The organism is Brevibacillus sp. NPDC003359, assembly GCF_042878995.1.
In the GTDB taxonomy this organism is placed as follows: Bacteria; Bacillota; Bacilli; order Brevibacillales; family Brevibacillaceae; genus Brevibacillus.
In genome coordinates this window covers 56,548-72,486 of record NZ_JBIAOR010000006.1, presented here as the reverse complement: position 1 = coordinate 72,486, position 15,939 = coordinate 56,548, and the positions used below count along the sequence as shown (strand labels likewise).

Here is a 15,939-nt window from a genome sequence, read left to right as displayed (position 1 = left end):
CAACGGTCACATCAGCCATCTATACTCATCTTGTAAAAACAAGGTTGGCGGCCATAGGAATGGTGACGGTGAGAGATGGATTCGTAAATTTCACGATAAACTGATAATCTATGCAATAAATGCACAACCACGAGTAAGGAGTGCGGAAATGAAACGGAAAGTGTTACTCGTAGAGGACGACGAGCTCATACGTGAATTTGTATCGGATTATTTTAAAAAAGAAGCTTGGGAAGTGTACGAAGCGCAGCACGGTAAAATGGCGATGGAGCTTTTTGCTCTGCACCCTGTCGATTTAGTTGTGCTAGATATTATGATGCCCGAGATGGATGGCTGGTCGGTGTGCAGAAAAATCCGCCAACAATCCGACATTCCCATCATGATCATTACAGCAAGAGTAGACGACGATGACCAGTTGATGGGTTTCGAGCTTGGCGCGGACGAATATGTCACCAAACCGTTTAGCCCAAAAGTATTAGTGGCCCGTGCCAAAGCTCTGATGAAAAGGGCAGAGGGGAGCATCGGGAGGGGAGATGATATCGCTCAGTTTGGAGCATTGACGGTAAACAAACGAGCTCACACCGTTACGATTGCAGGCGTCCCGATCTCATTGACACCAAAAGAGTATGAGCTGCTTCTGTTCTTCATCAAGCATGAAGGGACGGTCTTGTCCCGAGATAGCATATTGAATGGGGTTTGGGGGATGGACTACTTTGGCGACCATCGCACCGTTGATACCCACGTGAAAAAATTGCGTGCCAAGCTGGATACAGAGCAGCATCTGATTCAGACGATGATCCGTTTTGGATATAAGTTTGAGGCAAAACGATGAAACGCCTTCGACTAAACGTTGTGACAAAATTATTTGCCGCCACTTTTGTTTTTGTCTTTTTGCTCTACGCTTTGATATTGATAGGGGAAAAGTTTTTCTTTGAGCGCTTTTATTTAAATGAGAAAGTAAGCGAGCTCTCGCAAGCAATGGCATCTTTCCCTGATGAGTACGCCAAACTCCCTCCCGACAAGCACAAGCTGGATAAGCTGGTGGGTACATTGATGAATCGCACAGATGCCAGCATCGCGATCGTAGATGAGCAGCTCAGGCAATTGAATCTCGCCCCCTATTTTCTAGAAATAAAAGTAGCAAATAAAAATCAAGTGATTACCTTACCGCTAAAAGAAATGGAAAGCACCGATCTTCCTGAAGGACTCCATGTTGGAGACACGATTACCATCGACGGAATCTATATGGATGAGAACGATACGATCATGAAGCCGATTCGGATTGCAAGGCAAAGACCATCCACAAATGTGTCCGAAAATGGACTAACCCGGGTTACGGCTGTTATTTCTGAACTCATGCTGCCTAGTCAGCAGCGGGCACATAACCCTTTTTATCAGGATTCTCTCGTAGCGGATCAAATCGACCCATGGCTGACGCAGCAATACGACGAGATTGCACAGATGAAAAGCGGATCATTCATCCAGCGGAAGTGGACTGATCCGTGGAGTGGTGTAAACTATGCCATCGTGATTCATCGGTTCTCCCATCAGGGCGGGGCGAATTACATGCTGGCAGTGACGACGTTGCAACCAGTGAGCGATGCGGTAAGTATGCTGACCAGCTATTCCTTATACGCGACGCCAGTCATCCTCGTCATCTTACTGCTGCTGTCCTTTGTCTTTTCGAAGATCATCACGAAACCATTAGTTACGCTGAGTCATTCCGCTTCACGCATGGCTAATCTGGACTTCACAGAACTTGCTTCGATTCATTCTCAGGATGAATTCGGTGAGCTCTCTCGCCATCTGAATACGTTAGCTGGCAAGCTGGATCAGACATTAAAAGACCTGACGAGTGCCAACGTCACTCTTCGCGAGGATCTAGAGCATAAGGAAAAAATGGAGCAGCTTCGCAAGGAATTGATTGCAAACATCTCTCATGAACTCAAGACCCCGCTTGGCATTGTGAAGGGCTTTGCGGAAGGGTTAAAAGATGATGTCGCACATGAAAAGCGGGAGCGATACATGGACGTCATTTTAAGCGAAGTCGACAAGATGAACGAGCTCATTATGGATATGCTGGAGTTGTCCAAATTCGAAGCCAAAGCCATTTTGCTTCGTAGACAATCGTTTCCCGTATCGGAAGTAATAGATCGTGTAGCCGCTTCCTTTCAACTACAGCTGGCAAACAAGCAGGTACGACTATGGCTCGCCTTACCTGAAGAGAACAACGTATGGGCAGATCCAAGACGTATCGAGCAAGTGATCGTGAATTTGCTCGGCAATGCAGTTCGGCACGCCAATCCATCAAGTGAGATTCGGATTACGGGGGCCCGCGAGCGGGAGTGCATCCGGTTTCGAATCGAAAATGAAGGAGCGCACATCCCAGACGATCAACTAACGCGGATATGGGAGCAATTTTATCGAGTAGATAGCTCTCGCTGGCGGAAATCTGGCGGCACGGGTCTCGGATTGGCGATCTGTAAACATATCCTCGATCTGCATGGCAGTGATTATGGTGCGGAAAATACCGTGAATGGAGTCGCTTTTTCCTTCACGTTGGTTGAAAATGAAAATAAAGGTGGAAATGACAATGAATCTGAAAAAGAATAAAATGAAAAGCTTACTGGCTGTATTGGTCCTATCGCTCGTTACTAGTGCTTGTGGCACACCGCTTCCTTCAGAATCGACTGGTCAAGTGCCGCCGCAAGTTCCTCAGGAAAACAAAGAAAACAAGGAGAAACAACCGGAGAACGTTGCACAAGAGATGGCCGCAGAACAGCAGGAAAAAGAAATTCTCGTCGTGGTCGACCAGGAACCGAAACCCATCGAGGGGAATAGCTTCGATTTCTTTATCGAACACGTACCTGCCGGCTATTCGTTAGCTAGCATGCAGTGGAAGTCTGAGAAAACTGACATCGTAAGCACGATAGAGGAAGCGATCAAAAACGACAGAGAAGGTATCCCTGGTGGGAATGGCTTTTATATCAGTGGCAATGGACAGTTCACCGGTTTCTTTTATAAGGATGAGTTGAAGGGGGAAAAGGGGAAATTGATCTTGGTCTTTCAAAATGAGCAGGGCAATGAAAAGACATGGGAGAAGGAGCTAACCCTTAAATAACGCGAGATCAATTGGAACCTCATTTTTGGGGTTCTTTTTATTTTGTTTGGCACATGTATACGGTGAGGCTTTTTATTGGGAAGAAAAAAATCATGAAAAGACATAACTTTAGTTAGTATTTTTTGCAAAAGACTGTTGTTACCATATTTTTGTTTCACCTAGATGTTTTGCTAGGGGAGTGTGTCGACAGTAGGGGTAGTTCAAATGAGGAAGGAAGGAGGACAGTGTTATTGATGAAAAGAATGATTGCTCGTTTGTTGGTAATGGTTATGGTTTTCGCAATCGTCCAACCTGTGTTTATTCAAGAAAAAGTGAACGCAGCTGATCTTACCGATGTGATTAGAGTAGAGGCAGACAAGTTCGTGGATGCGTCTGGTGCCTATCCAGAGGGAATACCATATGAATTGATTCAGAACGCGTTGATCGTCGGCTATGCACGAGACTCTAGCATGGATTATGGGGCTGCGAATGCTGCCCTGCGTTTTGACCTGAGCGGCGTGAAAACTGAAAAGAAAATTGAGTCCGCCACCCTGAAGATTTATGTGAATAAGGTAGAATCAACAGGCGGGGATATGCCCTTTATTGATCTATGGGGCTCGCTTGATGACAGCTGGAACGATGATTCTACGGTGACGATACCTATGCATCATGAAAGAATCATAACAAATGAGGTGCTTCCTAGTAATTTCACAGGGTGGAAATCGTTTGATGTAACTAGCTTTGTCAAGAGCAATATTCCAGACAAAAAAGCTACCTTTGTTTTAAGAGGACGACAAACAGCGCCACCTGCTCCCCTTTTGTATCAGCCTCAAATCGTTTTCTATGACAAAAGTAATCTTAGCTATGCTTCTCAGCTGGAAATCACTTATGCTGCTAACACTCCACCAACTGATATCCTCTTATCGTCCAATTCGATTCCTGAAAACAATCAAATAGGAGCAGTAGTTGGTACGCTTTCGGCAGTAGATCCTGATCAAGGGGACACCGTTACGTTCAGCATTCTAAACAATCCAGTGCCATTTACTGTTGAGGGAAATCAACTGAAGGCAACGGAAAAATTTGATTTTGAAACGAAGTCGACTTACTATGTGCCGATAACCGCAACAGACTCGGCTGGCAATTTCTTTACCAAGATGATGACCATCCAGGTGACAGATGTAAATGAACCACCTACGACAGCGACGGTTACCATCAATGGCGGTGCTGCGATTACGAATTCAGCAAATGTGACGCTCACTATGACCCATGATGACCCTGACGCGGCCAAGCCCGAGTACCGTTTGACGAACGTGGAAGGTGGTCCTTGGAGTGAATGGAAGGCGTTTGTGACACCTGTAACGTGGACCCTTACGACAGGAGAAGGGACCAAAACGGTCTTCATGGAGCTGCGTGACGGAACAGGGACTGTTCTGCAAGCACAGGATAGCATTGTACTGGATACGACACCTCCGACAGGGACAATCGAGATCAATAACGGGAACGTAGCCACTTCATCAGAAAAGGTAGAGCTTACCATTCAGGGAAGCGATGCGAACGGCCCGGTAGAGTTGATGTTGTCGAATGATAACAGCTTTACAGGCAGTTGGCTGCCAATCCCATCCAATAACAAGCTGGAATGGAACTTGGCTAGTGGAGACGGACAAAAAACAGTCTACGCGAAGTTTCGTGATGGTGCGGGGAATCTGTTTACGACATCGGATACCATCGTGTTAGACAAAACCGCACCTGTAGTCACGGGAGTTGCGAATGGCGGCGTCTATACGGCCGCTGTCACGCCTGTCTTTAATGAGGGCACAGCGACATTGAATGGTGCTCCTTTTACGAGTGGCACAAAGGTAAGTGTGGAGGGCAAGTACACGCTGGTAGTGACGGATACAGCAGGTAATACGACGACACTTCCATTTTCGATCGATCAAACGAAGCCGTCAGGCAGTCTCAAGATCAACGATGACGCCAATTATACCAATACACTTGCCATTACATTACAAATTGCTGTTACCGATTTAAGTAGTGAACTACAAATGCGCTTTTCCCATGACAAGAGTGATCCAGCCAATTGGACTTCTTGGGAAACGCTGACCACAACAAAGGCGTGGACCTTGCCAACTGGGGACGGAACCAAGTCGGTTTACATGGAAGTCAAGGACAAAGCAGGAAATACCGCCAGCTTTACTGATGAGATCACACTCGATATGACTACCCCTACGGGTGCCTTCGAGATCAATCAAGGCCAGTTGTATACCAACACGAACAAGGTTACCTTGAGCGTGGAGTCGGCTGATGCTCATGGTGTGGAAATGCGTTTGTCCAATGACAGCCTGACGTGGAGTGCTTGGAAAACAGCACCGACAAAAGGTGACGTTCCTTGGGAGTTGAATGGTGTTGATGGAACCAAAACGGTCTATCTGGAGCTGAGAGATCTGGCCGGAAACCAACTAGCCCTTCAAAAGCAAATCACGCTGGATTCCGCTGGACCAGTCGTCACAGGAGTCGCTCAGGATGGTGTCTATGCGAACGACGTAACGATTACCTTCAACGAGGGAACAGCATTGTTGAACGGCAATCCGTTTACGAGCGGTTCTGTCGTCAGCGCGGAAGGATCGTATGAGCTGGTCGTCACAGATGGGGCACAAAATCGCACGACGATTCGTTTCACGCTGGATAAAACACCACCGACTGGAACGCTCAGCATCGATAACGGAACAGAGTATGCGAAAGCAGAAGACGTTACCCTTCAGCTCACTGCATCAGGAAATGCAGACGACATCGAAATGGCTATCTCGAACGCCGATGACAATTCGGGTACGTGGGAGCGTTTCGCGGAGTCAAAAGCATGGAAGCTGGCTGATGGCAGTACAAACGGCACCAAAACGGTCTATGTCAAGCTGCGGGACAAAGCGGGGAACGTCACAAAGCTAAGCGATACGATTGTGCTGGATGTAGTGGCGCCAACTGGGTCCATCACGATCAATAACGGAGACAATTACACCAAGTCTCGTGATGTTACGCTCGCTGTAACAGCGAACGACAGTACGAGCGATGTACAGATCCGCTTCGCAAATGGTGACAACGATTGGAGCGCTTGGGAGGCAGTAACGGCAACCAAAGTATGGCAGTTGAAGTCCGGTGATGGCACCAAGACCGTCGAGATGCAGATCACAGACAAGGCAGGGCACATCACAACCGTTTCCGATACCATCGAGCTGGATGCAGATGCGCCAGTTGTCACAGGAGTCGAGGACAAAGGCATTTACAAAGATGATGTGACAATTACCTTCAACGAAGGAACCGCGACGTTGAATAGTGCTCCGTTTGCAAGTGGCGACCAGGTAACAAGCGAAGGTAAGCATGAGCTGCGGGTCGTAGATGCTTCCGGGAACGAAACCAAAATTACGTTTACTTTGGATAAGACAGCACCGACGGGAACGTTCGTCATCAACAATGATGATCGTATAACCTACTCCACCAGCGTGAGACTTCATGTTACTGCTTCGGACAATTTGGGAGATGTCGACATGCGCATCTCCAATGACCAAGGCAAGTGGAGCAGCTGGGAAAAAGTGACGGGAACGGTACCGTGGAATTTGCCTTATGGCAATGGTATGAAAAAAGTTCTGATCCAGCTTCGCGACCAGGCAGGAAACAACGTCGAACTGGATGATTCCATTGAGCTATATGTGCGAGATGTACCGAATCCGCCAACAGGAGAGCCGGTCATTGGAGTCGAGTTGGAGGAAGAGGAGTTAACGTTGCGTGTTGGCGATACAGAAAGCCTTCGTGCCACTGTAAAACCAGCGAATGCCTCCAACAAACGAGTCAAGTGGGAAAGCAGTGACGCTGAAATCGTCGAGGTAGATGAGGAAGGCAAGATCACAGCGGTAGCTCCGGGAACTGCGACGATTACAGTGACGACTGAGGACGGGAACAAAACCGATTCGGTAGAAGTAACCGTTAAGGAAATAGCTACCTTCCAGTTGGAAACAAACGAACCGTCCTTCTGGATTAAGCCAAGAGTAACCACGACCTTACGACTCTATAAGGTAGAAGGCAAAAAACGCAAAGACATCACGAGAGACAAAAATGTTGAATACAACACGGAAAACGGGTTGGTTACCGTCAAGCAGGGCCGCATTACGGCAGGCAAAGAAGAAGGAGAAGACATCGTTATCGTTCGCTATATGGGTGAGGAACTGGAGATCCCGGTGACGGTGTCTAAGAAAACGATTCGTTCGTTGACGACTTCCTTCAAGGATTTGGTGCTGGAGATCGATGAGGAGAAGCAGCTAACGCTGACAGCCGTCTTTAGTGATAAGAACACAGAAGAGGTGACAGAGAAAGCTACCTGGTCCTCAAGCGACGAAGAGGTCATCGAAGTAACAAAAGAGGGAAAAGTGACAGCGCTGGCTGAAGGGAAGGCTGTCATTACTGCGAAATATGGCGGTAAAAAGGTAACCAATCGTGTGCTCGTAGTAGAAGAAAAGAAAGTGAAAGATTTGCGAGTATCGCGCTCTTCGCTGCGCTTGAAGGCAGACGATACTGGTGAGATCGTCCTGTATGCCGTCTATGAAAATAGATACGAGGAGATCGTCACCAAAGATGCCGAATGGACAGTGGAAGATCCTGAGATTGCGACTGTAGAAAATGGTGTCGTGACCGCACTGGAATCTGGTAAAACAACCATTACAGTGAGATACGGCGGCGAGACGATTACGATTAACATTACGGTCTGGTAAATGAAAAGGGGCTGTTCGATCTACCGTGGGGGGCAGCCTCTTTTCCATCCTGTTTTAAAAGGTGAAGAAATATGGAAAATGCATCCATTGCTTTTGTCACTAGCATTATGATTGGGGCTATTTTCTTTGGCATTTTATGGTGGGAAGGCTCGTGGTTTAGTCTTCGGTTTACGAAGTGGTACTTCGGTATTTTATTTGTAGTCTCGATAGGAGTAGGAGGGTATACCCTTTTTCAAGGTTAATGAATTTTATGTATCGAGTAAGCAAATTTCTACAAAGAAAAATAGACATGTTCAACCTTCTCAGGTATCGATCAATTTCTACACCAGCCTACCCGAGAAGATAAACATGTCTATTTTTGTTTTATGATAAACCAATGTCTATGCTAGGATTTGACATAAAATTCAGATATGATATAATGCCATTAAATGGCAAACTATTACATTTTATACTCTTAATAGGTGATTGTTCTAAAAATTCCCCTCTTCCTAGTAGAATCTGAAGCTACCTTTCCACGATTCGAAAGAACAATTCACCATTCAATTGCAAGGCTTTCCTGCATAGGTGTTTCATACTCAACTGTATTCAAACACTACTCCACTTTTTTCGCGAATTCATAGCAATTCGATTCATTTACCTTCCCTATTACTTCTCGTTTGTAGCCGCTTTGAACGTGCACGATAAAATTTGGTATCAACATGTTTATTTGGTCAACTATTCCTCTGTTTTTCCCTTTTTCTATTTATATATTGGCCTTTTTTGACGCTGCTTAATTGCTTCACCTTAACCAATCGGGTGTCCAGTCTTTATCGTGGACGATTCGATGAGTCAACGCCTACTTTGTAAAGGAGGGGGAGGCTTACCGACCAATATCCATTTTAAAAGTCTGATCAAGCAGAGAGGGTCAGGAACTTCATAAGTTTAGAGGGTTCCCCCTTCATTATCAAGCTCAAAAAGGGAGGATAACCATGACCATGGAAGATCAAGTGAATCATTGGCTTTCAGAATTGGCAGGAGAGGCTCCATTGCTGCAGCTTCCGTTTGATATCCCCAGACATAAAAATGTTCGCTATGCGGAAGAGTCGCAATCGATTGATCTGTCAAAAACGGTGGGAGAGAAAGCGAGTTTATTTTGCATACAAGAAGAGGCTGATAGGTTTACGCTATTCTTGGCTGCATACCATAGCTATCTTTACAGATATACGGGGCAAAACGACATTCGGATTGGTGCGATAACGGGTGATAGCTCTGCCTTTTTTGCAAGTCGAGTGATTACTGGAGGAACGACGAATTTTAAGCAGCTGTTGAACGATGTCAAAGAGAATGTGATTGAGGAGAAGCTTGCCAGCAACTCCGAAACTACGAAATTATTTCATACCTTTTTAAGAGTAGGAAAAGCCGGGGATGAGGATAACAGACTTTTTGTCGATTCCCAACTAGCAAATGTAGAGCTGCGTGTTGATATCGAAGAGGCTGAGGGAATGCGTATAACATTTACATATAATTCCTTCTTGTTTACACAACAAACGATACGACGAATGATCGAGAACTTTTGTAACTGGATCGAACAAGTAATCACGAATGTCGAAACTCCTATCGATTTATTGAGACTGATAACCAAAAACCAAGAGAGAGAACTGGTAGACGAGTGGTGCAGGAATGATGAGCCCACGAATGTTCCTGACACAATCTTGACTGCCTTTGATTTCCAAGCCAATCGGAATCCCGATGCCATTGCGCTCGTTTTTAAGGAAGAGAAGATGACCTATAGGGAATTGGATATCCGATCAAATCAATTAGCGAATTACCTCCGAAAGATTGGCGTAACGAGTGAAGTGCTGGTGGGAATATGCCAAGAGCGTTCCATTGAAATGATCGTGAGCATATTAGGTGTGTTGAAAGCAGGAGGCGCTTATGTACCAATAGATCCTGCTTATCCCGTTCAAAGACTCCACTATATTATGGAGGATGCAGCTTTACAAGTAGTGATTGCGGATGACGCGTCCGCGACGAAAGTGCCTGACGGAATAAAAGTGGTTAAATTGTCGGATTATTGCGAAATTTTGTCGAATGAAAGCACGGAAACCCCTGCAATGGAAGTAAACGGTCACAATCTTGCTTATGTCATCTATACCTCCGGCTCGACAGGAAATCCGAAGGGGGTAATGATTGAACATCATTCCGTTATGAATTTTCTTCAAACGCTGGAGAGTCGCAGTCCGCTCTTACAAACGGACAGACTTTTGCAGAAAACGTCTGTTTCTTTTGATGCTTCTGTTTGGGAGCTCTTTTGGTGGATGTTGAAAGGCGCTAGCTTGTACATCCTCCCGAACAGCGATGAGAAAGACCCCGCCTTGCTTGTGAAAGCAGTCGAGATGCATAAAATTACCCATCTTGAGTTTGTGCCGTCTATGTTGAAAGCCGTATTGGATTATATAGAAAATGAGGGTTCTTCTTCTGCATTATCCTCCTTGAAATACGTCACAGTTGGAGGGGAAGTGCTTCCGCCTCATGTTGTTACGAAATGTACCGATCTATTGACCATTCCTCATGGTACGACCTTATACAACACGTATGGGCCGACAGAGACGACAGTCGAGGTTGCCAGCTTCAAATGCCATCCAGATGAAAAACACACGCAAATACCCATTGGAAAACCGAATACCAATACACAGTTATACGTGTTGAACGAGCATTTGCAAATGCAACCTGTCAGAGTTGCCGGAGAACTGTATGTCGGCGGATCAGGCGTAGCAAGAGGTTACTTGAACCGACCTGAATTGACAAATGAACGCTTTATTTCCAACCCGTATCGTCCAGGAGAAGACTCGCGTTTGTATCGAACGGGAGATTTGGTTCGATACTTGGCCGACGGAAACTTGGAGTATATCGGACGGAATGACAACCAGGTAAAAGTGAGAGGGTACAGAATTGAGCTGGAGGAAATTGAAGTCATCTTAGGCAATCATTCGACTGTTGAGCAAGCCATCATTGTCGCGAAAAAAGACGTCTATGAAAATAACAAGCTGATCGCTTATGTGATAGGGTCTGGAACGGTAACAGAATGGCGTGATTATCTGAAGGCTCAGCTTCCAGAGTTCATGGTTCCGGCCTATTTTGTGAAAATGGATGTTTTCCCGCTTACTCCCAGCGGAAAAATTGATCGTAAGTCGTTGCCAGAGGTAGGCAATAGTCGCCCGCATGTTTCGACGGAATATGTAAAACCGGAAACAGAATGGGAAACGAAGCTCTTGGACATTTGGAAGGATTTGTTCGGATACGATGAGATTGGAGTCGAGGATAATTTCTTTGAATTAGGCGGACACTCGCTGTTGGGGACTCAGGTTATTGCAAGAATCCGTGCTCTTTTCAAGAAAGAGATTCCGTTGTCTGCTCTGTTTACATTTCCGACGATTCGGAGCATCGTGCCGATCGTAACTGCCGCAGATGAGGTAAATGCAGTGGATGCGCTACCTGCCATCAAGAGGGTATCACGAGATCGAGAATTGCCGCTTTCTTATTCGCAAGAAAGAGTGTGGTTTTTAGAACAGTTAAGCGCTAATAATTTGGCTTATATTTTTCAAGCCACAATGAAGGTACGTGGGATGCTGGAGCTCCCGATTCTCAATAAGTGTTTTACGGAGATTGTGCGCAGACATGAAATATTCCGAACCGTGTTTCATGAGAAAAATGGACAACCATATCAGGTGATCTATGAACCATTCGATGTGGAATTGCCTGTTAGGGATGTTTCGCACTTACCTGAGAGTGATCGTGCTGGTGAAGTCCAAAGATTGATCAAAATGGAGATTAAAAAGCCAATAGATATCTCGCAGCTGCCATTGGCGCGATGGATTGTTTACAAGATTTCTGAGTTGGAGTCTGTCATTCTGTTTGTGGAACATCATCTGATTCATGATGGATGGTCATTCCGCAAATTTTTAAAAGAGCTGTTTACACTGTACAGTGCCTATCTTGAAAATAAACCATCTCCACTGTCTGAGTTGCCGATTCAATTCGCAGACTATTGCGTATGGCAGAATGAGATGTTTAAGCGCGGCAAGGAGAACAAACAGTTAACGTACTGGAAGAATCTATTGCAAGGGGCCAATGGGGTTCTGGAACTGCCGACAGACAGGCCACGACCAGTAAATCAAACCTTTCACGGGAATATGTTCACCCAATTAATACCGGAAGAACTGTATCTTCAACTACGTGATTACTGCATGAAAACAAACACGACCTTATTCATGGTCATGATGGCTGCGTTTCAAACCTTGCTTCATCGTTATTCCAATCAAGAAGACATTATAGTAGGTTCGGGTATCGCGAATCGGCGCTGGAAAGACACGGAAGAATTGATCGGGATGTTTGTAAACAATATTGTGATCCGTACGCAATTTACCGAAAATATGACGTTCCAGGATGTATTGCAAGATGTGAAGAGGTCGGCCTTGGAAGCGTATGAGAATCAAGAGATTCCTTTTGATCAAGTAGTTGATGCCTTAAAACTGAAACGTGATCAAAGCCGTAACCCTCTATTCCAAGTCATGTTTAGTTTCCAGGATGCAAAAGTCACTCATCTACCTGTATCCAATCTGAATATTCAACTCACCGAAGGCATTAGCAACGGATCGGCCAAATTTGATATCAACGTCGTACTGACGAATCACGAGGAGCTCTCTTCTTCTCTGTTAACAAAGGATGAATACGGAAGTATAAGCCTTGACTGGGAATACAATACGGATTTGTATGACGAATCAACGATGCGCGGCATGTTTGCGCATTATATTGAATTGCTGAAAAGCGTTCTTACGCATAGTGACCAGATGTTGCATTCCATGCCTATGCTGACCGCTTCTGAACAGACTCACATCCTCCAAGAGTGGAATGACACGGAAGTTGCGTTTGAGGATCAGAAAACGCTCCATCAAATATTCGAGGAGCAAGCTGCCCGGACGCCAGAGCGAATGGCGGTTGAATTCGGCGACGAACAATGGACCTACAGGCAAATAAACAACAGGGCAAACTTCCTGGCAAGCAAATTGCGAAATCTGGGAGTGAAGCCGGATACATTAGTAGGGTTAATGAGTGAGCGTTCTCCCGACATGATGATTGGTATACTTGCCATTCTAAAAGCGGGTGGCGCGTATATGCCAATGGACACAGCGGCTCCAAAAGAAAGACTGTCCTATATTCTTCGGGATAGTGATACGAAGGTCGTTGTCATGCAAGAGAAATTCAAGACAGCGATCGATTTCAATGGACCTGTCCTGTTATTGGAAGAGAATAGGCCGGATCAGGATGTAGAATGCGATAATCTTGAGTCCGCTGCCCATTCGAAAAATTTGGCGTACGTCATCTATACCTCAGGTTCGACGGGGGCACCAAAAGGAGTCATGATCGAACATTGCTCGGTTGTCAATCGGATGAACTGGATGGTTCATCGCTACCCTATGAACGAGCATGACACCGTCTTGCAAAAGACTCCTTATAGTTTTGATGTTTCCGTAACGGAGCTAGTCCTATGGTTTTTCACTGGTAGCAAACTATGCTTCCTCGCTCCCGAAGCAGAGAAAGACCCGGAGCTTATTATCAAAACGGTTGCCCAGCACCAAGTAACGTATATTCATTTTGTTCCATCTATGCTCAGCATCTTTTTAGACCATTTGGAAAATGTCGATTGCGCAGAGGAAATCAAAACTTTACAGCGAGTTTATACGACCGGGGAAGCTTTGAGTACGGAACAGGTTCAACGTTTTCATCGATTAATCGGGCAACGGAATCATACGACTCTTATTAATCTGTATGGTCCTACGGAAACGACCATTGAAGTGACCTACTATGATTGCCAGGCCGATAGCAAGGTAATCCCCATTGGTAAGCCGATGGATAATATTCAAGCTTACATTCTCAATAAGGAAGGGTACCTGCAACCAATAGGCGTGATGGGCGAATTGGTTATTGGGGGTATTGGACTTGCACGAGGGTATATCGGAAAACCCGAGTTAACAGCTGAACGTTTTGTCCCGAATCCTTTTGGCAATCCATCTGAAAGGCTATACAAGACAGGTGACTACGCACGGTGGATGCCAGACGGCAATATTGAGTACATCGGCCGTATGGATAATCAAGTGAAAATTCGCGGTTATCGGATTGAACTAGGTGAAATCGAAGCGGTTATGAGGAAGCAGCAAGGGGCTGGAGAAGTTGCAATTATTGCCCATGAATATGAGCCGGGGGATAAACGATTAATCGCTTATTTCAGTGGGACATCAGAGGTCGATACGTTAAAAAGCCACTTACAGAAACAGTTACCTCCTTATATGATTCCCTCTTATTTCGTACGAGTGGGAGAAATGCCGCTCACATCGAGTGGCAAATTGGATCGTAAAGCATTGCCATTGCCTGAGATCCACATTGTAAGCCATCACTACACATCGCCGCGAAACTCAACGGAAGAATTGCTCGCACTCATATGGAGTGAAATATTAAGAGTAAACCAAATCGGGGTATTTGATTCGTTCTTTGAATTGGGTGGACATTCCCTGTTGGCAACACAGGTTGTATCGCGCATACGAGGAGTGTTTGGTCAACATCTACCTCTCCGAGCGATCTTTGAATGCCCGACCATCGAGAGCTTGGCTAAGCGGCTAACCGAATTGCGACAAGGCGAGAAAATGGTTCAATTGCCTGCGCTCCTGCAAGTAGATAGAACGGAACCGATCCCGTTATCTTTTGCGCAGCAGCGGTTGTGGTTTTTTGACCAACTGGAGCCTGGAAGTAACGTCTATAACATTCCCTATGTATGGCGTTTAAGCGGTTCATGGGATGTTGCCGGATTAGAAAAAGGTCTTAACCAATTGATTGAGCGTCATGAAATGCTTCGTACCGTATTTGCAAAACAAAATGGCGTCCCTGTACAGCTCATTAAGCCGCATCAACCAAGATCATTGCCTGTCATGGATGTAAGCAGTCTCTCTGCTGTTGAAAGAGAAAAGCAGGTCCAAGATTATATTCAACGGAGTGCTGATCGCGTATTTGACTTGAGTCAAGGACCGTTGATTGAAGCTGAGCTAATTAAGCAGGATGAATCGGAGTATGTTCTTCTTTGTACCGTACATCATATTGTTTTCGATGGCTGGTCAGAGGATATCTTGTTGGACGAGTGGATGGCATTTTATGAAGAAGCAGTCAGCGGAACGCCTGCCGATCTGCCACCGTTATCCATTCAATACGGGGACTTTGCTGTATGGCAAAGACAGTGGCTATCGGATGAGACGATGAAAGAGCAAGTGGCGTATTGGGAAAATGAACTTGCAGACGAGCTTACGGTGCTTCAGTTGCCATTCGATCGTCCACGGCCAGCGATTCAAACGTACGCAGGGGACATGCAGCATATCGAATTGGCCCCTGCATTACTAGAAAAATTAAAAGCTTTCAGCAAGCAAGAGGGTGCTTCCCTGTTCATGACATTACTCGCCGCCTATCAGGGCTTTCTCTCTCGTTATACGGGACAAACAGACATTTTAGTAGGAAGCCCGGTTGCGAATCGCACTCGAAAAGAAATGGAAGGGTTAATTGGGTGCTTTGTAAACACGCTGGTTTATAGAGTGAACGTCGAAGACAATCCAAGCTTCAGGCAATTGGTCGCCCAAGTCAAAGAAAAAACGTTGCGCGGGCAAGAAAATCAAGATGTGCCCTTTGAAAAAATAGTAGAGGCCCTTCAGCCAGAGCGAAATGCAAGTTACTCCCCTGTTTTCCAAACTATTTTTACGATGCAAACCCACCTGAGAAACGTAAAGCAATGGCCAAATCGAAAAATTGAGCCAGTGAAAAGCACCATCAAGGTTGCCAAGTTTGATTTGTCAATTTCCATAGAAGTCAATTCAGAGTATTCGTTGACGATTTCATTTGGTTACAATACAGACCTATTTAACCAGTCCAGCATAGAACGAATGATCGGACATTTTGTGAATTGGCTCGAGCAAGTGATGGCATATCCTGAGGAGTCAATAGAAGGCTTGCGACTGATTTCAGAAGAGGAAGAAAAGCAACTGCTGGAAATGTGGAGTAATCATTAGGAGG

General features: G+C 45.6%; 5 protein-coding genes. All 5 read left to right on the top strand.

Going from position 1 to position 15,939, the window contains the following annotated elements; all coding sequences use genetic code 11:
- The first annotated feature begins 148 nt into the window (after nt 1-148).
- The 5 genes from ACFYU8_RS17245 to ACFYU8_RS17225 all read left to right on the top strand — a co-directional run bounded on the left by ACFYU8_RS17245 (nt 149) and on the right by ACFYU8_RS17225 (nt 15,935).
- Nucleotides 149-829, top strand: coding sequence for a response regulator transcription factor (locus tag ACFYU8_RS17245; protein ID WP_017251702.1), 681 nt, complete (start codon nt 149-151; stop codon nt 827-829).
- On the top strand, nt 826-2,610 hold the full coding sequence (locus tag ACFYU8_RS17240; protein ID WP_390301239.1) for a sensor histidine kinase: 1,785 nt from the start codon (nt 826-828) through the stop codon (nt 2,608-2,610). Before ACFYU8_RS17245 ends, ACFYU8_RS17240 begins: the two co-directional genes overlap by 4 nt.
- Nucleotides 2,591-3,118, top strand: a complete 528-nt coding sequence (locus tag ACFYU8_RS17235) for a hypothetical protein (protein WP_390301241.1) — start codon at nt 2,591-2,593, stop codon at nt 3,116-3,118. Before ACFYU8_RS17240 ends, ACFYU8_RS17235 begins: the two co-directional genes overlap by 20 nt.
- Before the next feature lie 233 nt (nt 3,119-3,351).
- Entirely contained in the window at nt 3,352-7,851 is a 4,500-nt protein-coding gene (locus ACFYU8_RS17230) for an Ig-like domain-containing protein (protein WP_390301244.1), read from the top strand.
- Between the two features lie 968 nt (nt 7,852-8,819).
- Complete coding sequence (locus ACFYU8_RS17225; RefSeq protein ID WP_390301248.1) at nt 8,820-15,935, top strand: amino acid adenylation domain-containing protein; 7,116 nt, start codon at nt 8,820-8,822, stop codon at nt 15,933-15,935.
- Nucleotides 15,936-15,939 lie beyond the last annotated feature (4 nt).